Source organism: Mycolicibacterium vaccae NBRC 14118 = CIP 105934 (genome assembly GCF_001552715.1).
GTDB lineage: Bacteria > Actinomycetota > Actinomycetes > Mycobacteriales > Mycobacteriaceae > Mycobacterium > Mycobacterium vaccae.
In genome coordinates this window covers 15,742-35,223 of the sequence record NZ_BCRS01000051.1, presented here as the reverse complement: position 1 = coordinate 35,223, position 19,482 = coordinate 15,742, and the positions used below count along the sequence as shown (strand labels likewise).

The 19,482-nt window shown below is 69.5% G+C and carries 17 protein-coding genes; 6 read left to right on the top strand and 11 right to left on the bottom strand.

Annotation, left to right across the window (positions count from 1 at the left end):
- Positions 1-185: tyrosine-type recombinase/integrase (locus MVA01S_RS12030; protein WP_159426317.1), on the top strand; the 185-nt coding region annotated here is incomplete at its 5' end.
- 12 nt (positions 186-197) lie between these two features.
- On the opposite strand, the gene MVA01S_RS12025 is transcribed toward MVA01S_RS12030, so the two are convergent.
- The 3 genes from MVA01S_RS12025 to MVA01S_RS12015 form a co-directional block, all read right to left on the bottom strand.
- Positions 198-887, bottom strand: coding sequence for an L-ribulose-5-phosphate 4-epimerase (locus MVA01S_RS12025; RefSeq protein WP_003928588.1), 690 nt, complete (start codon positions 885-887; stop codon positions 198-200).
- Complete coding sequence (araB, locus tag MVA01S_RS12020) at positions 884-2,557, bottom strand: ribulokinase (protein WP_060941601.1); 1,674 nt, start codon at positions 2,555-2,557, stop codon at positions 884-886. Before araB ends, MVA01S_RS12025 begins: the two co-directional genes overlap by 4 nt.
- A gap of 388 nt (positions 2,558-2,945) precedes the next feature.
- A complete protein-coding gene (locus tag MVA01S_RS12015; RefSeq protein ID WP_237024365.1) occupies positions 2,946-3,992 on the bottom strand; it encodes a LacI family DNA-binding transcriptional regulator in 1,047 nt (348 codons plus the stop codon).
- Positions 3,993-4,148: 156 nt separating this feature from the next.
- On the opposite strand from MVA01S_RS12015, the gene chvE reads away from it, so the two are divergent.
- The 5 genes from chvE to MVA01S_RS11990 are packed head-to-tail and all read left to right on the top strand — an operon-like array spanning position 4,149 to position 10,383.
- Positions 4,149-5,237, top strand: a complete 1,089-nt coding sequence (gene chvE / locus MVA01S_RS12010; RefSeq protein WP_003928584.1) for a multiple monosaccharide ABC transporter substrate-binding protein — start codon at positions 4,149-4,151, stop codon at positions 5,235-5,237.
- A gap of 26 nt (positions 5,238-5,263) precedes the next feature.
- Positions 5,264-6,769: a multiple monosaccharide ABC transporter ATP-binding protein gene (gene mmsA, locus MVA01S_RS12005; RefSeq protein WP_040540158.1), complete on the top strand. Its 1,506-nt coding sequence runs from the start codon at positions 5,264-5,266 to the stop codon at positions 6,767-6,769.
- Positions 6,770-6,774: 5 nt separating this feature from the next.
- On the top strand, positions 6,775-8,025 hold the full coding sequence (gene mmsB, locus MVA01S_RS12000; RefSeq protein WP_003928582.1) for a multiple monosaccharide ABC transporter permease: 1,251 nt from the start codon (positions 6,775-6,777) through the stop codon (positions 8,023-8,025).
- Between the two features lie 7 nt (positions 8,026-8,032).
- Positions 8,033-9,160 carry a galactose-1-phosphate uridylyltransferase gene (gene galT, locus MVA01S_RS11995; protein WP_081528957.1) on the top strand — a complete coding sequence of 376 codons (1,128 nt, stop codon included), beginning with the start codon at positions 8,033-8,035 and terminating at the stop codon, positions 9,158-9,160.
- Positions 9,157-10,383, top strand: a complete 1,227-nt coding sequence (locus MVA01S_RS11990; protein WP_003928580.1) for a galactokinase — start codon at positions 9,157-9,159, stop codon at positions 10,381-10,383. Before galT ends, MVA01S_RS11990 begins: the two co-directional genes overlap by 4 nt.
- Here MVA01S_RS11990 and MVA01S_RS11985 read toward each other — a convergent pair.
- The 8 genes from MVA01S_RS11985 to MVA01S_RS11950 form a co-directional block, all read right to left on the bottom strand.
- Positions 10,377-11,330, bottom strand: coding sequence for an aldose 1-epimerase family protein (locus tag MVA01S_RS11985; RefSeq protein ID WP_003928579.1), 954 nt, complete (start codon positions 11,328-11,330; stop codon positions 10,377-10,379). The genes MVA01S_RS11990 and MVA01S_RS11985 overlap by 7 nt on opposite strands.
- Positions 11,327-12,838: an L-arabinose isomerase gene (gene araA / locus MVA01S_RS11980; RefSeq protein WP_060941600.1), complete on the bottom strand. Its 1,512-nt coding sequence runs from the start codon at positions 12,836-12,838 to the stop codon at positions 11,327-11,329. The genes MVA01S_RS11985 and araA overlap by 4 nt, the downstream gene beginning before the upstream one ends.
- A complete protein-coding gene (locus tag MVA01S_RS11975; RefSeq protein WP_003928577.1) occupies positions 12,835-13,872 on the bottom strand; it encodes a LacI family DNA-binding transcriptional regulator in 1,038 nt (345 codons plus the stop codon). Before MVA01S_RS11975 ends, araA begins: the two co-directional genes overlap by 4 nt.
- A complete protein-coding gene (gene yjfF, locus MVA01S_RS11970) occupies positions 13,869-14,870 on the bottom strand; it encodes a galactofuranose ABC transporter, permease protein YjfF (RefSeq protein ID WP_003928576.1) in 1,002 nt (333 codons plus the stop codon). The genes MVA01S_RS11975 and yjfF overlap by 4 nt, the downstream gene beginning before the upstream one ends.
- On the bottom strand, positions 14,867-15,997 hold the full coding sequence (locus MVA01S_RS11965) for an ABC transporter permease (RefSeq protein ID WP_003928575.1): 1,131 nt from the start codon (positions 15,995-15,997) through the stop codon (positions 14,867-14,869). Before MVA01S_RS11965 ends, yjfF begins: the two co-directional genes overlap by 4 nt.
- Positions 15,994-17,514 carry a sugar ABC transporter ATP-binding protein gene (locus tag MVA01S_RS11960; protein ID WP_003928574.1) on the bottom strand — a complete coding sequence of 507 codons (1,521 nt, stop codon included), beginning with the start codon at positions 17,512-17,514 and terminating at the stop codon, positions 15,994-15,996. The genes MVA01S_RS11965 and MVA01S_RS11960 overlap by 4 nt, the downstream gene beginning before the upstream one ends.
- A 28-nt stretch (positions 17,515-17,542) precedes the next feature.
- Positions 17,543-18,532 carry an ABC transporter substrate-binding protein gene (locus MVA01S_RS11955; RefSeq protein WP_040540006.1) on the bottom strand — a complete coding sequence of 330 codons (990 nt, stop codon included), beginning with the start codon at positions 18,530-18,532 and terminating at the stop codon, positions 17,543-17,545.
- 168 nt (positions 18,533-18,700) lie between these two features.
- Positions 18,701-19,189, bottom strand: a complete 489-nt coding sequence (locus MVA01S_RS11950) for a M23 family metallopeptidase (RefSeq protein ID WP_003928572.1) — start codon at positions 19,187-19,189, stop codon at positions 18,701-18,703.
- Positions 19,190-19,482: the final 293 nt, after the last annotated feature.

The window sequence follows — 19,482 nt, the reverse complement described above, 5'->3', positions numbered from 1 at the left end:
CGCCGGACATCGGCCCGCACGGGCTGCGCCACAGCGCCGCCACCCACCTGCTTGAGGGCGGGGCCGACCTGCGCGTCGTCCAGGAACTGCTCGGCCATTCGACGCTGGCCACCACCCAGCTCTACACCCACGTCACCGTCGCGCGGCTGCGCGCCGTGCACGACCAGGCGCACCCGCGCGCCTGACGGGCCGGCCGGTCAGGCGCCGCCCTGGCCGTAGACGTTCTGGTACCGGCGGTGCAGCCGGTCGATGTCGTCGGTTCCGATCGGCACCGGTGTGCCGAGCTGCCTGCTGATGTGCACGGTGCGGGCGACGTCCTCCAGCATCACCGCGGCCTTCACCGCGTCGTGGGCGGTGCGGCCGACGGTGAACGGTCCGTGATTGCGCATCAGCACTGCCGGTGAGTTGCTCTGCGCCAGGGTCGCCACGATGCCCTGGCCGATCGAGTCGTCGCCGATGACCGCGAACGGGCCCACCGGGATGTCGCCGCCGAACTCGTCGGCGATCATCGTCAACACGCACGGGATCGGCTCCCCGCGCGCCGCCCACGCCGTGGCGTAGGTCGAGTGGGTGTGCACGACGCCGCCGACGTCGGGCATGTGCCGGTACACGTACGCGTGGGCGGCGGTGTCCGAGGACGGGGCGAGCTCGCCGGACACCGGCCTGCCCTCCAGATCGCAGACCACCATGTGCTCCGGGGTGAGCGAATCATAGGACACCCCTGAGGGTTTGATCACCATCAGGTCGGTGCCGGGCACCCGTGCCGAGACGTTGCCCGCGGTCCAGATCACCAGCTGGTAGCGGGTGAGCTCGGCATGCAGGGTGCACAGCTGGGCGCGCAGCGCCGCGATCGCGGCGTCCACCTCAGTGGGCGGGGCGATGGTCATGTCAGCGCTCCCACCTGGCGGTGGCGGTCCGCCTCGCGCAGCTCGCGCATCATCGCGTTCTCCCGTCCGAAGTAGTCGTGCAGTTCCAGGTACTTGGCGTAGAGCGCGTCGTAGCGCTCCACGTTGGCCGGTATCGGCAGGAACGCGCGCTGCCTGCGCCGTCCCATGTGCGCGGCGGCCTCGCGCACCGACGGGTAGGCACCCGCCGCGGTCGCGGCGTGGATGGCCGCGCCGAGCGCGGGTGCCTGCGCCGATTCCACGCACGACAGCGGCAGCCCGGTGACGTCGGCATAGATCTGCATCAGCAGGCTGTTCTTCACCAGCCCGCCGGCAACCACCAGCTCCACGATCGGAACGCCGTGGCGCTGCAGCGTTTCCACGATCACCCGGGTGCCGAATGCGGTCGCTTCAAGCAACGCCCGGTACTGGTCGACGCAGGTGGTCGCCAGTGTCTGGCCGACGATCACCCCCGACAGGTGGTGGTCGACGAGCACCGACCGGTTGCCGCTGTGCCAGTCCAGTGCGATCAGTCCGTGCCGGCCCACCTCCTGCGTCGAGGCCAGCGCGGTGAGGTGCTCGTGCAGCGTGCGCCCGGCCGCCGCAGCCTCCTGCTCGTACCGGCCCGGCACGCACTGCTCGACGAACCACGCGAAGATGTCGCCCACCCCGGACTGTCCGGCCTCGTAACCCCACAGCCCCTCGACGATGCCGCCGTCGACAACCCCGCACATTCCCGGGACCGGTTGCATCACACTGCCATTGACCACGTGGCAGGTCGAGGTGCCCATGATCGCGACGAGCCGGCCCGGATCGAGGGCGTCGGCTGCTGCGGCGGTGACGTGGGCGTCGACGTTGCCGACCGCGACCGGGATGCCCTCGGGGAGCCCGGTCCACGCGGCCGCCTCGGCGGTCAGGCCGCCGGCCCGGTCGCCGAGGCGCCCGATCGGCTGGTCGATCTTGTCGGCGACGACATCGGCGAACGCCGGGTCCAACGCGGCCAGGAACTCCCGCGACGGGTAGCGCCCGTCCTGGCGGATGGCCTTGTAGCCGGCGGTGCAGACGTTGCGCACATAGGTGCCGCAGAGCTGCCAGACGATCCAGTCCGCGGCCTCCACCCAGCGGTCCACGGCGGCGTAGAGCTCGGGATCCTCGTCGAGGATCTCCAAGGCTTTGGCGAACTCCCACTCGCTGGAAATCAGCCCGCCGTAGCGCGGCAGCCACGGCTCCCCACGTTGGGCGGCGAGCCGGTTGATGCGGTCGGCCTGCGGTTGCGCGGCGTGGTGGCGCCACAGTTTGGCGTAGGCGTGCCTGCGGTCGGACCAGCGGTCGAGGTCGCACAGCGGCGTGCCGTCGTGGCGCGTCGGGATCATCGTGCAGGCGGTGAAATCCGTGGCGAGTCCGATGACGTCGGCGGGATCGACGCCGGCGTTGCGCACCGCGGCGGGGACGGCGGTGCGCAGGACCTCGACGTAGTCGGCCGGCACCTGCAGCGCATAGTCGGGCGGCAGGGGAGTGCCGGGGCGTCCCGGCAGATGGTCGGTGATCACCGCGTGCGGGTAGCGGTGCTCGGCGCTGCCGAGCTCGCTGCCATCAGAAACCCGCACCACCAGCGCGCGTCCCGACAGGGTGCCGAAATCCACTCCGACGGTGTACTTCCCGGCGCTGGTCATGACGCACCGGGAAGGTCGGGTGATGCGATGGGACGAGGGTGCGGCATACGGATCACCTTTGCGGCTGACTGTGTTAGCGCTCACATGTTAGCGATAACATTCCGCGTCGGTCAACGGTCAGTCGTCGGTTCCGGGGGTGGATGAGTCCCATGGGTCACAGCTATCCACGTTGTGCAGGGGTCTTCTCGCACTTTGTCTGCCGAACGTGGATATGTGTGACGCCTGAGGTTTCAGTCGCGCCGGGTGCCTGCGGTCGGCTCGGGGACGCGCCGGTCGGTGCCAAAGGCGCCCGAGTACCAGGGGTCCCATGGGTCACAGCTATCCACGTTGTGCAGGGGTCTTCTCGCACTTTGTCTGCCGAACGTGGATGTGTGTGACGCCTGAGGTTTCAGTCGCGCCGGGAGCTCTGCCGGATGACGAGTTCGGCCGGGATCACCGCGCTCGCGGTGGACGGTTGCCCTTCGGGTCCACGCTCGATCTCCTCGAGCAGCAGGTCCACGCTGCGCCGCCCCACCGACGTGAAGTCCTGGCGCACCGTGGTCAACGGCGGGCAGAAGAACTCGGCCTCGGGAATGTCGTCGAAGCCGCCGACCAACACGTCGCCCGGCACCATGCGCCCCGCGTCGGCCAGCCCGCGCAGCACGCCGAGCGCCATCTGGTCGTTGGCGACGAACACCGCCTCCACCGCGGGATCGGCGCCCAGTCGCCGCCCCGCCGCATAGCCCGAGCGCGGCGTCCAGTCGCCGTGCAACGGCTCGGGCACCTCGCGCCCCTGGGCGATGAGTTCGCTGCGCCAGCCTTCCAGCCGGGCATCGGTCTCCGTCCACTCATCTTCGCCGGAGACGTGCCACACCGTCGCGGCGCCGGCCTCGAGCAGGTGGCGGGTCATCTGACGGGCGCCGTCGGCCTGGTCGACGCCCACGACCGGGATGCCCAGCCCTGCCGTGGCGTCCACGGCGACGACGGGCACCGGGTTGCGCAGCGCGCGCAGGGCTTCCCGGTTGGCCGCCAGTGGGGCGATCACGATCACGCCCTCCACCGACTGTTCCTCCAGCCTGTTCAGCGCGCGCGGAAGGGTGGTGCTGTCGACGGTCGAATCGGTGGCGACGCTGACGAAGAAGCCCGCCTCGGTGGCGGCCTGCTCGATCGCGTAGAGCATGCTTGCCGGTCCGAAAAGTGTGGTGTTGAAACAGATGACGCCGATGGTGGCGGTCCGGCGGGTGACGAGTGCCCGCGCGGCCATGTTGCGCCGGTAGCCCAGTTGGTCGATCGCCTCGGTGACGCGCTGGCGCGTGGATTCCTTGACTGCGTCGGATCCGTTGAGCACCCGCGAGACGGTCTGGTGGGAGACGCCGGCCAGGCGGGCCACGTCGAACATGCTGACGTGGCGTCCGGTTCGGCGGGTTCTCCCGGTTCCTCCCTGGGGTGCTGGCACGTTCCGAATGTAGCCCCGCGATCTCGGGCGACAGAGCGCCGCTCCACCTCGTGTCGACAGACCGTTGACAACGCCGTGAGCGCCATCACATACTTATGCCCGCATGTTAACGCTCATATTCCGTGGGCGGTCGGCCCGAATCTCGGGAGGTTGTCGATGAGAAAACTGAACTGGGCGGCGGTCGTGGTGATCGCGCTGCTGGCCGCGGCGCTGGCCGGCTGCGGCAGGGCCGCCGAAACCGCCGACTCCGGCGCAGGCAAGGGCACCATCGGCATCGCGATGCCGACCAAGTCCTCCGAACGGTGGGTGGCCGACGGACAGAACATGGTCAACCAGTTCCAGGAGCTGGGGTACCAGACCGATCTGCAGTACGGCGACGACGTCGTGCAGAACCAGGTCTCGCAGATCGAGAACATGATCACCAAGGGTGTCGACCTGCTCGTCATCGCACCGATCGACGGCTCGTCGCTGACCGCCACCCTGGAGAACGCCGCGGCGGCCGACATTCCGGTGATCAGCTACGACCGGCTGATCCGGGGCACCGCCAACGCCGACTACTACGCCACCTTCGACAACTTCAAAGTCGGTGTGCTGCAGGCCCGCTACATCGTCGACACACTCAAGCCCGACACCGCGCCCGCCCCGCTGAACATCGAGGTGTTCGCCGGCTCGCCCGACGACAACAACGCGACGTTCTTCTACGACGGGGCGATGAGCGTGCTCAAGCCCTACCTCGACAGCGGCAAGCTGGTGGTGCGCAGCGGACAGACCGACTTCAATCAGGCCGCCACCCTGCGGTGGGACGGTGGGCTCGCCCAGTCGCGGATGGACAACCTGCTCAGCCAGGCCTATACCACCGTGCCGGTGAACGCGGTGCTCTCGCCCTACGACGGCATCTCCCGCGGGGTGATCTCGGCACTCAAGAGCGCCGGCTACGGCAATGCCGCACGGCCGCTGCCGGTGGTCACCGGCCAGGACGCCGAGTTGGCGTCGGTGCAGTCGATCGTCGCGGGCGAGCAGACGCAGACGGTGTTCAAGGACACCCGCGAGCTGGCCAGGTCCGCCGTCCAGATGTCCGATGCGGTGCTCACCGGCGGCGAACCGATGGTCAACGACACCGAGACCTACGACAACGGGGTCAAAGTGGTGCCCGCCCACCTGCTGGAGCCGGTGAGCGTCGACAAGTCCAATTACGAACAGGTGCTGGTGGATTCCGGCTACTACACGCAGGCGCAGGTGCAGTGACGTCGCACCCGCCGGCACTGCTGGAGATGAAGGGGATCACCAAGGAGTTCCCCGGGGTCCGCGCGCTGGCCGACGTCGACCTGCGGGTCGGTTCCGGTGAGATCCACGCCATCTGCGGCGAGAACGGGGCGGGCAAGTCCACGCTGATGAAGGTCCTCAGCGGCGTGTATCCGCACGGAAGCTACCGCGGGGAGATCTACTTCGACGGAGACCTGTGTGAGTTCAAGGACATCCGGTCCAGCGAGAAGTGCGGCATCGCGATCATCCATCAGGAGCTTGCGTTGGTGCCCTACCTGTCGATCGCCGAGAACCTGTTTCTGGGCAACGAGATCCGCCGCTTCGGCGTCATCGACTGGGACCGCACCCTGGTGCGTGCCGGCGAGCTGCTGGAACGCGTCGGGCTGGACGAGAGCCCGCAGACGCGGGTCGCCGACATCGGGGTGGGCAAGCAGCAGCTGGTGGAGATCGCCAAGGCCCTGGCCAAAGACGTGCGGCTGCTGATCCTCGACGAGCCCACCGCGGCGCTCAACGACGGCGACAGCCGCCACCTGCTGGACCTGATCGCCGACCTGCGCGAGCACGGGCTGACCTCGATCCTGATCTCGCACAAGCTCAACGAGGTGCTGCAGATCGCGGATGCGGTGACGACGTTGCGCGACGGCGCCACCATCGACACGGTCCGCGTCGCCGACGGGCTGACCGAGGACGCCATCGTGCGCGGCATGGTGGGCCGCGACCTGACCCACCGGTTCCCGCCGCGGCCGGAGCGCGAGATCGGCCCGGTGGCGTTCTCGGTGTCGAACTGGACCGTGCTGCACCCGATCGACCAGCACCGCAAGGTGGTCGACGACGTGTCCCTGGACGTGCGCGCCGGCGAGATCGTCGGGATCGCGGGCCTGATGGGCGCCGGGCGCACCGAGCTGGCGATGAGCGTGTTCGGCCGGTCCTACGGCAGATACGTGGGCGGCCGGGTCAACAAGGGCGAGCGTGAGATCAACACCAGCACAGTGCCCGCCGCGATCGACAACGGCATCGCCTATGTGACCGAGGACCGCAAACAGCTCGGATTGAACCTGATGGACACCGTCGCCACCAGCATCACGCTGGCGTCGCTGGACAAGATCAGCCGGCGGTCGGTGATCGACTTCCACGCCGAAACCTCGGTGGGCGAACAGTTCTGCGAATCGATGCGGATCAAGACGGCGTCGGTGGCGACGGTCGCAGGCACACTCTCCGGCGGCAACCAGCAGAAGGTCGTGCTGAGCAAGTGGTTGTTCACCGACCCCGACGTGCTGATCCTGGACGAGCCGACCCGCGGGATCGACGTCGGCGCCAAATACGAGATCTACCAGATCATCAACGAACTGGCAGCCCGCGGTAAGGCCGTCATCGTGATCTCCTCCGAACTACCCGAGCTCCTCGGCCTCTGCGACCGCATCTACGCGCTCAGTCAGGGACGGCTCACCGGTGAGGTGGACCGGGAGCGCGCCGATCAGGAAACCCTGATGCGGCTGATGATGAAAGGACGCTGATTTTCGTGACCACCACCGTCGACCAGCCGTCGCCGAATTCGCCGGTGGCCCAGCCGCCCAACGGATCCCGATCGGAACCGCCGGGGCTGCGGGACCGGATCTCGCAGTTCCTGATCTCCCACATCCGCCAGTCCGGCATGGTGGTCGCCCTGCTGGCGATCGTGCTGCTGTTCCAGGTGTGGACCGACGGCATCCTGCTGATGCCGCTCAACGTCACCAACATCATCCAGCAGAACGGCTACATCCTGGTGCTCGCCATCGGGATGGTGATCGTGATCATCAACGGCCACATCGACCTGTCGGTCGGCTCGATCGCGGCGTTCACCGGTGCGATGTCGGCGGTCCTGATGGTGCGCAACGACATGCCGTGGCTGTTGGCCGTGGTGCTCTGCGTGGCGATGGGCGCACTGATCGGCGCCTGGCAGGGATTCTGGATCGCTTTCGTCGGCATCCCGTCGTTCATCGTGACCCTCGGCGGCATGCTGATCTTCCGCGGCGCCACCCAGTACATCCTGCAGGGGCAGTCCATCGCGCCGATGCCCCCGGCGCTGCAGACCTTCAGCAGCGGCTTTCTGCCCGAGTGGGGGACCGACGCGCTCTACCACTGGCCGACGATCCTGCTCGGCGGGGTGATCACCATCGCCGCGGTCGGCATGCAGATCCGCCGGCGGCGCTCCCAGACCCGGTACGGCCAGCCGGTTTCGGGCCTGCCGCTGTTCGTCGTGAAATGCGCGGCGATCGTCGTGGCTCTCGGTGCGGTCACGCTGCTGCTGGCCAGCTACCGCGGCGTGCCGATCGTCGGCATCATCCTGGTGGTGCTGACGCTGATCTACGCGTTCCTGATGCGCAACACCGTATTCGGTCGTCAGGTGTACGCGGTCGGCGGCAACGCCGCGGCGGCGAAGCTGTCCGGTGTGCGCAACCGGTGGGTCACGCTGCTGGTGTTCGTCAACATGGGCGCGCTCGCCGCGGTCGCGGGCCTGATGTTCGCCGCGAGGCTGAACTCGGCGACCCCGCAGGCCGGCATCAACTTCGAATTGGAGGCCATCGCCGCGGCGTTCATCGGCGGCGCGTCCTCCAGCGGCGGGGTCGGCACCGTGTTCGGCGCCATCATCGGCGGGCTGGTGCTCGGCGTGCTCAACAACGGGATGTCGATCATGGGCATCGGCACCGACGTGCAGCAGGTCATCAAGGGCCTCGTGCTGCTGGCCGCGGTGGGCTTCGACGTGTACAACAAGCGGCGCGGCGGTCGCTGAGACTCCGATGGCCTTACCCCGCAACGATGTTCCGCCCGTGCGTAAGACGGTGACGACCCTGGCGGACGGGCGCAGGCTGATCTATTTCGACGACAGCGACGCCCCGCCCCGCACCGCCCGCGACCCTCGTGTGCTGCCGCCGGCCACCTCGCAGTCCCAGTTGCGCTACGACGTGCTGACCGGGGAGTGGATCGCGATCGCGGCCCAGCGCATGGACCGCACCTACCTGCCCCCGGCCGGCGACTCCCCGCTGGCGCCCACCCGTCCGGGTGGCCCGGCCACCGAGATCCCGGCCGCCGACTACGACGTCGTGGTGTTCGAGAACCGGTTCCCGTCGCTGTCGGAACGGGCCGGCGACCAGGATCTGCCGCCCTACCTCGACGGCGAACCGCTGTGGCCGCTGAGGCCGGGCACCGGCTGCTGCGAGGTGGTCTGCTTCACCAGCGACCCGCACGCCAGCTTCGCCACCATCGGGCACCGCCGCGCCCGCACCGTGATCGACGTGTGGGCGGACCGGACCGCCGAACTGTCCACGCTGCCCGACGTCGCTCAGGTGTTCTGCTTCGAGAACCGCGGCAGGCAGATCGGGGTGACTCTGACCCATCCGCACGGCCAGATCTACGCCTACCCCTACCTTCCGCCGCGGACCGAGGCGGTGATGCGCCAGGCCCGGCGGCACCGCGCGGCCACCGGCGGCGATCTGTTCGCCGACGTGCTCGAGGCCGAGCGGCGGGCCGGGCACCGGATCGTGGTGGCGGGGCAACGGTGGACGGCGTTCGTCCCGGCCGCGGCACGCTGGCCGATGGAGGTGCATCTGCTGCCGCACCGCGCGGTCGCCGATTTCACCGAACTCACCGACGACGAGCGCGACGAGCTGGCCACCGTCTACCTGGATCTGCTGGCCCGGGTCGACCGGTTCTTCGACGGCGTCGACGAGACGCCCTACGTCGCGGCGTGGCACCAGGCGCCGCTGGGCCCGCAGCGGGAACTGGGCCGCTTGCACCTGCAGTTGTTCTCGGTGATGCGTGCGCCGGGCCGGCTGAAATACCTGGCCGGATCGGAATCGGGGATGGGCGCGTGGATCAACGACACCACCCCCGAACGCATCGCCGAGCGGTTCCGGGAGATCCGGTGAGCGTGTCGTCGTCGACGCGGCCGCGCCGGCTGTTGCCGCCGGTGCCCGACCGGGCGCTCGCCGAGAACGTCACCGCCGCATTCACCGATGCGTTCGACGCTGCGCCGCAAGGGGTCTGGATCGCTCCGGGCCGAGCCAACATCATCGGCGAACACGTCGACTACGTGGGCGGACGGGTGGTGCCGTTCGCGCTGCCTTATGCCACCGCCGTGGCGGTGCGCATCCGCTCCGACGACGTGGTCCGGTGCACCTCGACCGGGCCGCAGCAGGACTGGATCGGGCGGGCCGGGGACGTCGGACCGGGCACCCCGTCGGGGTGGGCCGGGTATGCGGCCGGGGTGTTGTGGGCGATGGCCTACCACGAGTCCATCGCCCGGATGCCGGGTGCGGACATCGCGGTGACTTCCACGGTGCCCCAGGGCGCCGGACTGTCGAGCTCGGCCGCACTCGAATGCGCGGTGGCGCTGGCGGTCGCCGAACTGTCGGGGGTGGCGACCGACGACGCCGGCCGCGCCGTGCTGGCCCGCGACTGCGCGACCGCGGAGAACGTCGTGGTCGGCGCGGCCACCGGACTGATGGACCAGTCGGTGTCGCTGCGTGCCCGCCGCGGCCACGCGATGGTGTTGGACTGCGCCGACGGCACCGTCGAGCACGTCGCGGTCGACGACGTGAACCCGGACCTGGCGCTGATGGTGATCAACACCAACTCGCCGCACCGTCTGGTGCAGGGGGACTACGGTCGCTGCCGCACCCTGGTCGAGCAGGCCTGCGCGCGGGTCGACCGCGAGGTGCTGGACGGCGCCACCGAGGTCGACGTACAGGACGTGGTGGATCTCGCCACCCTGGGCGCTCACCATCTGCGCCGGCCGCTGCGCCATGTCCTCACCGAGGTCCGGCGGGTGCACGCCGCGGTCGGCCGGCTGCGTGCGGCCGACCTGGCTGCCGTCGGCCCGCTGCTGAGTGCGTCGCACCGGTCGCTGCGCGACGACCTGGGTGTCAGCTCGGTCGAACTGGACAGTGCGGTCGAGGCCGCCCTCGGGGCCGGGGCCCTCGGTGCCCGGATGATCGGCGGCGGGTTCGGCGGATCGGTCCTGGCCCTGGTGGACGCCGCCGACACGGCGACTGTCGCCGAGGCGGTGCTGCGTCGGGCACACGACGACGGGCTGCCCCGCCCCCGGTTCCTGGCCGCAGACTGCGCGGCCGCGGCGCGCCGGGTCTACTGACCGGGATCGTGATAGCGGATCGACCACGACGCCGACCAGTGCTGCCCGCACTCCAGCCAGCGCAACCCGGCGCCGCTGTTCAACGCATCGGCCGCCGCGGACATCGGCTCGACGGCCACCGCGGTGACATGTCCCTGCGGCGTCGGGTACCGCCGGGTCACGAACACGTGCACATAGTCGAAACCCGTTCCTGCGCAGAGTGATACCGAGCGACCATCGGGAGCGCGCAGCGTGTGGGTGCTGACACCGCCGCGCCGGTGCACGCCCGTCCAGCAGTCGTCGAGGGTCAGCTCGGCCACCGGCCGGCCACCGCGCAGGTCCCACGCGGTGCCCGCCACCGGTGTGGTGCCGGTCGGGTTGAGCCGCTCGTCGACGTCGATGTGCCGGTCGGCTGCCACGGTGAGCACCAGCTCGTCGGCCGGCACGTCGCCGATGGTGAGGAACGGATGTGCACCCACCGCGACCGGCGCCGGTGCGGGCCCGAGGTTGACGAGGGTGTGGGTGACGCTGATCCCTGTCGTGGTCAGCGCGTAACGCACCCGGTTGCGCAGGCTGAACGGGTAGCCGTGCTGGGGATGGATCCGCGCGCCCAGCGTGATGGACGAGGTGCTGCGCTCGGTCAATCGGTACGGGGTGAACGGCAGCAGGCCGTGCAGCGCGTTGCCGTTCTCCGGTTCGGTGATGTCGAGCTGCTGGGTGACCCCGTCGAGCGTCCAGCGCCCGTCGCGCACCCGGTTGGGCCACGGTGCGAGCACGGCACCGCTGTAGTACGGGCGCGCGGCGGTGGTGTCGTACCGCGGTGTCAGGGCCACCCCGCCGACCGAGAGCTCCAGGAGGCCGGCGCCGACCTCGGCGATCACCGCCCGCACCGGATGCCGGCCGGGCAGCGTCAGCTCGAACTCGTCACCGCACGTCGACGCCGCGGCGACCGGGGGAGCGACCGTCACAGCCCGGCCGCCAGGTGGTGATAGGCGTTGTTCCAACGCAATTCGCGGGCGAAGGAACCCACTGTGGTCTCCCCGTCGATGACGAGCAGTTCGGTGCCGGTCATCACGGCGAAATCCTCGAACGGCTCGATGCCCAGCGCGGTCGTCAGCACGGTGTGGTGGGGCGCCCCCGCCGCCAGCCACGACTCGGTCGACACCGACCAACTCGGCAGCGGCTCCCACACCGCGCACGCGACCGGCAGTCTCGGCAGTGTGGCCGTCGGCTCGACCACCCGAACCGTGTTGGCCACCAGGCGGAACCGGGGACCCATGTCGCTGATCCCGAGGATCGTGGCGTCGCCGGGGGAAGCGGTGAACCGCAGGCGCACCGGGTCGTCGCGGTTGCCGATCGACAGCGGGTGTACCTCCAGTGAGGGCCGCGACTCGGTGATCGACGGGCACACCTCCAGCATGTGCGCGCCGAGCACGCGCTCCTGCCCGGGCGTCAGGTCGTAGGTGTAGTCCTCCATGAACGACGTGCCCCCCGGCAGCCCGTCGGCCATCACCTTCACGGTGCGCAGCATCACCGCGGTCTTCCAGTCGCCTTCGCCGGCGAAACCGTAGCCGTCCGCCATCAGCCGCTGCACGGCCAGGCCGGGCAGCTGCTTCAGCGGGCCGAGGTCCTCGAAATTCGTGGTGAACGCCTGGAATTCGTGTTGCTCGAGGAACCGGCGCAATCCGGCCTCGATGCGGGCGCCGTCACGCAGCGCGGTGTGCCGCGCACCGCCGGGCAGCAGTTCCTCGGCCACGTCGTAGCGGTCCCGGTACTCGCGGATCAGCTTGTCGATGCTGTCCTCGCCGACCCGCGACACCGACTCGGCGAGGTCGTTGACGGCGAACGTGTTCACCGACACCCCGAAATGCGCCTCGGCTTCCACCTTGTCACCCTCGGTGACCGCGACACTGCGCATGTTGTCCCCGAAGCGGGCCACGTTCATCGTCCGGATCTCGGCGAAACCCAGTGCGGCCCGGGCCCAGTGCCCGATCCGGCGCCGGGCCTGCGGATCACTGACGTGGCCGGCGACCGTCTTGCGCGGCACCGACAGCCGCGACTGGATGTAGCCGAACTCGCGGTCGCCGTGCGCGGCCTGGTTGAGGTTCATGAAGTCCATGTTGATGGTGCTCCACGGCAACTCCACGTTGTGCTGGGTGTGCAGATGCAGCAGCGGCCGCTGCAGCGCACGCAGTCCGCGGATCCACATCTTGGCGGGGGAGAAGGTGTGCATCCAGGCGATGATGCCGATGCAGTGCGGATCCCGGTTGGCGTCGGCCACCACCGCCGCAATCGCCTCGGCGGAGACCACCGTGGGCTGCCAGCGCACCCGCACCGGCATCTCGGCGGACCGGTCGAGCAGCGTCGCGATCTCCTGGGACTGCGCGGCGACCTGCTCGAGCGTCTCTGGTCCGTACATCGACTGGCTGCCGGTGACGAACCAGACCTCGGCGTCGACAAGGCGGGAACCGATCATGCCCTGAGTCCTTTCTCCTGTTGCGGAGCCAGCCGCGCACTGCTGGCGCGGATGACCAACTGCGGGGTGAGCAGTGGGGTGACCACGTCGACGCCGTCGAGGACGGCGGTGACGACTTCGATCGCCCGCCTGCCCACCGCGGGGAAGTCCTGATGCACGGTGGTCAGCGACGGGGTGGTGTAGGCCGCCTCGGGGATGTCGTCGAAGCCGACCACGCTGACGTCGCCGGGCACGGCCATGCCGGCTTCGGCGAACGCGTGCAGCAGGCCGACGGCCATCTGGTCGTTGGCGACGAAAACAGCGGTGAAATGGCCACGTTCGGCCAGCGCGCGACCGATCGCGCAGCCGCGGGCCGGGCTCCAGTCGCCTTCCAGATCAGCGTCCACCCGCAGGCCCGCACGGCGCATGACCTCGACGTAGCCGCTGCGGCGGGCGCGGGCCTCGGTCCAGCTCAGCGGTCCGGACACGTGCACGATGTGGCGGTGGCCCAGGTCGATGAGGTGCTGGGTGGCCATCCGGCCCCCGGCGATCTGGTCCACCCCGACCGAGCGTCCCCGTCCGGTCAGTTCGCCCTCCACCACGATCAACGGGGTCGAGGTGATCTCGGCGTGTGCGACCGCCAGCGCGTCGTGCTGGGTCGCGATCATCACGATGGCCTCCACGGACTGGCGGTCCAGATGGTCCAGCGCGTCACGCAGTTCCCGGTGGGTGACCTCGGAGAGCGTGACCACGCTGCTGAAGTAACCGGCCGAGCGGGCCGCCTCCTGCAGCGAGTGCTGGATGCTGGCCGGCCCGTGCTGGGAGGTGTTGCTGCTGATGATGCCGACGGTCCTGGACCGGCGCGTCACCAGGGTGCGGGCCGCGGTGTTGGGCCGGTACCCCAGCGCGGCGATCGCGTGCTCGACCCGCGACCGGGTGTCCGGGCGGATGTTGTTCGCGCCGTTGATGACCCGCGACACTGTCTGATGGGAGACACCGGCCAGCCGGGCGACGTCGGCCATCACCGGGCGCCGCGACGTGCGGTCCGCGCTCACCGGGTGTCCCGCGACAGCACGCGCTGAACCAGGACGAACAGCAGCAGCAACACCCCGGTGACGATCCTGGTCCAGTACGAGTCGAGGTTCTCCGCGGTCACCAGCGTCTGGATGGTGCCCAGGATCAGCACGCCTATCACCGATCCGAGCACCATGCCGACACCGCCGGACAGCAGCACCCCGCCGATCACGACCGCGGCGATCGCGTCGAGTTCCAGCCCGACGCCGTTGAGGCTGTAGCCCGACAGCTTCTGCACACTGAGCAACAGCCCGGCCAGCGACGCGCACAGCCCGCTGACTACGTACACCGACACCCGGGCCCGGCCGGCCGCCAGCCCCATCAGCATCGCGGACTGCCGATTGCCGCCGACCGCGTACACCGTGCGCCCGAAACGAGTCTGGTGCAGCACATACACCGCCGCCACCACGACCACGATCGTGACCACGACGGCGGGACGGATGAACTTCTCCTCCCACACATAGAGGTAGTGCAGGCCGAACGCGCGCAACAGCGGATCGTCGATCGGCAGCGTCTCGACGCTGACCACGTAACACAGCCCGCGGGCCAGGAACATGCCCGCCAGCGTCACGATGAACGGCTGCACCTCGAAGTACTCGATGATCAGACCCATCACCAGGCCCAGCGCCGGGCCCACCAGCAGCACCACCACGACCGCGACCGGCGTCGGCCAGCCCACCTGCAGGGTCTTGGCCAGGATCACCGTGGACAGCGCCACCACCGAGCCGACGCTCAGATCGATGCCACCGGTGAGGATCACGAACGTCATCCCGACCGCGAGCACCACCAGGTGGGCGTTGTCGATCAGCAGGTTCAGGAAAAGCTGTGTGGTACTGGCGAAGTCGTAGCGCACGGAGACCAACGCGAACAGCGCGGCGAACAACGCCGACGACGCCAGCAGAGGGCGGAAGCGTCCTGCCCGGCTGATCCGCCCCGCCGGGGCGAGGAACTTGGGGCGGACAGCGAACTCGACGCTCATGGCGTACTCACCTTCTGCGACGTCGGTTCGGCGGTCCGCGCCTCGTCCGGCGCGCCGTGCCCGGCGGACCCGACCGGGGCCACCGCGGGGGGAGTGCGCCTGCGGGTCCACTGGCTGCGCACCAGCGCGCGGAACTTCGGCGCCTGAGCCAGGCACACCAGGATCACCGCGGCGGCTTTGAACACCAACGTGGTCTCGGGGGTGATCCCGGCGGTGTACACCGTCGTGGTGAGCGTCTGGATGATCAACGCGCCCAACAGCGTTCCGGTGAGGCTGAACCTGCCACCGAGCAACGAGGTGCCGCCGATCACCACCGCGAGGATCGCGTCCATCTCGATCCACAGGCCTGCGTTGTTGGCGTCGGCGGCGGCGATGTTCGACGCGATCATCAGTCCCGCGATGCCTGCGCAGACCGCGCAGAACACGTACACGGCGAACACGATCGTGCGGTACCGCACGCCGGCCAGCCGGCTGGCCTCGGGGTTGACCCCGACGGCCTCCAGCAGCATGCCCAGTGCACTGCAGCGCGTCAGCAGGCCGACCACCGCGAACACCGCGAGGCTGACCAGCACGGCCACCGGCAGGCCGAGCGCGTAGCCGGCGCCGAGGACCTTGAACGGGTCGCCGGTGACCGTCAGTATCTGGCCTTCGGTGATCAGCAGCGCGATTCCCCGGCCCGCCGTCATCAGCACGAGCGTGGCGATGATCGGCTGGATCCCGAAGACCGACACCAGCGCGCCGTTCCACAGGCCCAGCACTGCCGCGGCGCCGACTGCCAGTGCCATCCCCACCGCGATGGTGGCGCCGCTGGTCGGGTCGGCCGAACCGGCCACGTGCGCGCAGGCCAGTGCGCCGGAGATCGCCACCACCGCACCCACCGACAGATCGATACCGCGCGATGCGATCACCAGTGTCATGCCCAGCGCGACCAGCATGGTGGGTGCGCCGTTGCGCAGGATGTCGATGGTGCTGCCGTAGAGGTGACCGTCCTGAATGCGCACGCTGAGGAAGCCGGGGGTCAGGACCACGTTGAGCGCCAACAGCGCGAGCAGCGCCAGTGCCGGCCAGATCAGCGGCGAGTCGGCGATGCGGCGCCGGACCGACGCGCGGCTGTCCGCGGCGGTCACTGCCCACCGCCTGCGGCGATGAGCCGGGTGAGCTCGGAAACCGAACAGCCGCCGCGGATCTCGGCCACGGTCAGTCCGTCGCGCAGTACCGCGACCCGGTTGCTGATGCGGGCCACCTCGTCGAGTTCGGCCGAGATGAACAGCACGGCCATGCCCTCGGCCGACAATCGAGTGATCAGCTTCTGGATCTGCGCCTTGGCGCCGACGTCGATGCCGCGGGTGGGTTCATCGAGGATCAGCAGGCGCGGCGTCGTGATCAGCCAACGGGCCAGCAGGACCTTCTGCTGATTGCCGCCGCTGAGATTGCGGATCGGGATGTCGGGGTCGGCCGGGCGGATGTCGAGCATGTCGATGTAGCGCGCGACGAGTTCGGACTTGGCCTGGGCCGACAACGGCCGAGCGAATCCGCGGCGGGCCTGCAGCGCCAGCACGAGGTTGTCGCGGACCGACATGTCGGCGACGATGCCCTCGGTCTTGCGGTTCTCCGAGGTGAACGCGAATCCGTGGCCGATCGCGGCGCGCGGGGAGCGGATCTGTGCCGGTGCGCCGTCGACGCGGATCCCACCGCCGGTCGCGTGGTCGGCGCCGAACACCAACCGGGCCAGCTCGGTGCGGCCGGATCCGAGAAGCCCTGCCAGGCCGACGATCTCGCCGGCGTGCAGGTCCAGATCGGTGGGCTGAACCCGCGGCGGCCGGGCGATCTGCTGCGCCGACACGAACGGTGTGGCGGGCTGTTCGGTGCGCAGTTCCGATGCCTCCGAGGCGATCTCGCCGAGTGTCTGGAGATCGTGACCGACCATCGCCGCGACCAGCCGGTGCCGGTCGAGCTCGGCGGTGCGCCATTCGCCGACCGTCCTGCCGTTGCGCAGCACCGTCATCCGGTCTGCGATCTCGTAGACCTGGTCCAGGAAGTGGGACACGAACAGCACCGCGGTCCCGTCGTCGCGCAGCCTGCGGATCACCCGGAACAGCTCGGCGACCTCCCCGGTGTCCAGACTGGAGGTGGGCTCGTCGAGTACGAGCACCTTCGCCTTGACGGCGGTCGCGCGGGCGATCGCCACCAGCTGCTGGACGGCGATCGGATGGCTGCCCAGCACCGAGCGGGGATCGATGTCCAGCTCGAGCTGGGCCAGCAGCGTGCGCGCCACCTCGTGCACGGTCCGGTACACGATGCGGCCGAACCGGCGGGGTTCACGTCCCAGCAGGATGTTCTCCGCGACTGTGAGGTTCGGGCAGAGGTTGACCTCCTGGTAGACCGTGCTGATTCCGGCGTCCTGCGCCTGCCGGGGGCCGGTGAACCGCTGCGCGACGCCGTCGACGGTGATCTGCCCGCCGTCGATGTCGTAGACCCCGGTCAACGCCTTGATCAAGGTGGACTTGCCGGCGCCGTTCTCGCCCATCAGGGCGTGCACCTCGCCGGGCATCAGGCGGAAGTCCACTCCGTCGAGGGCTTTGACCCCGGGGAAGGTGACGTCGATGCCGCGCATCAGCACCACCGGTTCGGCGACTGGATCCATGCTCGCGGTCCGTTGTCCGGTGGCCGGTTCAGTACTGCCGGTTGGGAAGTGCTTCGATCGCCTGCTCGGTGGTGAAGGTCTGGTCCGGGACCACCACGCGCGCGGGAACCTGCTCGCCCGCCACCACCTTCTTCGCCAGGTCCATCAGTTGCGGCCCGAGCAGCGGGTTGCATTCCACCAGAAAGTTGAACTTGCCGTCGGCCAGCGCCTGCATGCCGTCGCTGGTGGCGTCGACCGCGACGATCTCGATGTCCTTGCCGGGGGTCTTGCCCGCGGCCTGGATCGCCTCGACCGCGCCCAGACCCATGTCGTCGTTCTGCGCGAACACCAGGTCGATGTCGGGGTGGGCCTTGAGGAACGCCTCCATCACCTGCTTGCCGCCGGACCGGGTGAAATCGCCTGTCTGCGAAGCGATCACCGTCAGATTGGGGGAGGCCGAGATCGCCTCCTCGAAGCCGGTGTTGCGGTCGATGGCGGGATCGGCGCCGGTGGTGCCCTCCAGGATCACGATGTTCACCGGGTCGGTCCGGTCCGCGTACTCCTCGACGACCCACTGGCCGGCGCGCCTGCCTTCGTCGACGAAGTCCGCGCCCAGGAACGTCTTATAGGCATCGGGAACCGTGGTGTCCACCGCGCGATCGGTGAGGATCACCGGGATGTTCGCGTTCTTGGCTTCCAGCAGCACGGCGTCCCAGCCGGTGCGCACGACGGGGCTGAACGCGAGCACGTCGACGCCCTGCTGGATGAACGACCGCAGCGCCGAGATCTGGTTCTCCTGCTTGCCGTTGGCGTCGGAGAATTTGAGGTCGACGCCCGCGGCCGAGGCGGCCTCCTGGACGGATTTGGTGTTGGCGGTGCGCCAGCCGCTCTCGGCGCCCACCTGGGAGAAGCCCATGGTGAGGCTGCCGTCCCCGCTCCCGCTGCCGCCGCCCGGCCCGGGGGCCGGCCCGCTGCCACACCCCGCCAGGGCGGTGGCCACGGTGGCTGCCAATGCCGCGAACAGTGCTCGTTTCCTCACGGTCGCTCCTTGCCGTCGGGGGTGATGGCGTCACATCGGGCCGATGAGTGTGGCCTGGGTAACAGTTGGATGTTAACGCTAACGTTTTGACCCTGTCAATACCCGAAAGGGCAGCTCAAAGCCGCGCTCAGGGCTGGTGAGCGCTCACATGGGTGCCGGGCTTCGCGGTCAGCGCACCGGTTTGAGACGCACCGGCGTGGTCGTCACCAGCCCCAGCGGGTCGACGTAGTCCGCGCGCGCGGCAGGTCCCCACATCGCGCCCCAGTGCAGGCATGCCGACACCGGGCAGCCCGGATGTCCCGCGGTCAGCGCGCCGAGCACAAAGCCGGTCGCGACCGCCTGGCCCTGGCGCACCGCGGGATCGACGGGCTCGTAACTGGTGCGCAGACCGCCGGGATGGGCGATCGACACGACCGGCCTGCCGGCCAACCGGCCCGCGAACACCACCGTGCCCGCGGCGGCCGCGCGGACCGGCTGACCCGGAGCGCCGGCCAGGTCGACGCCCCGGTGGCCGCGCTGCCACTTCGGGGTCGGCGCGTCGAACTGCCGCACCACCGTGGGGCGGGGCTGCAGCGGCCAGGTCAGCCTGCCGTCGTCGGCCGCCGCGGGGGCCACCGGTAGTACCGTGACGGCGACGGCTATCAGCGCGATCCGCATCTGCCCAGTTCAGCGCACTGGAGCCGGGTCGTGAAAGCCGGACATCGCGTGCCTGTGCACGGTGTGCGCGGTGGTAAAACCTCCTGTTCGGAGGGTGTAAACTGCTACCCGCAGCTCGTTTGCGCGGGCTGACTTCGCGCGTCTGCGACATGGGCTCCAGTTGTTCGGAGCATCATCACCTCGCATGCCGGGCGGTCCCGTCCCCGGGGTTCTCCTCGAAGGCGGGTCCGGCATCGAAAGCAGACGCCAGGGTCCGGCTCACCCGATGCCGGACGACAACCGACAAAGAAAAG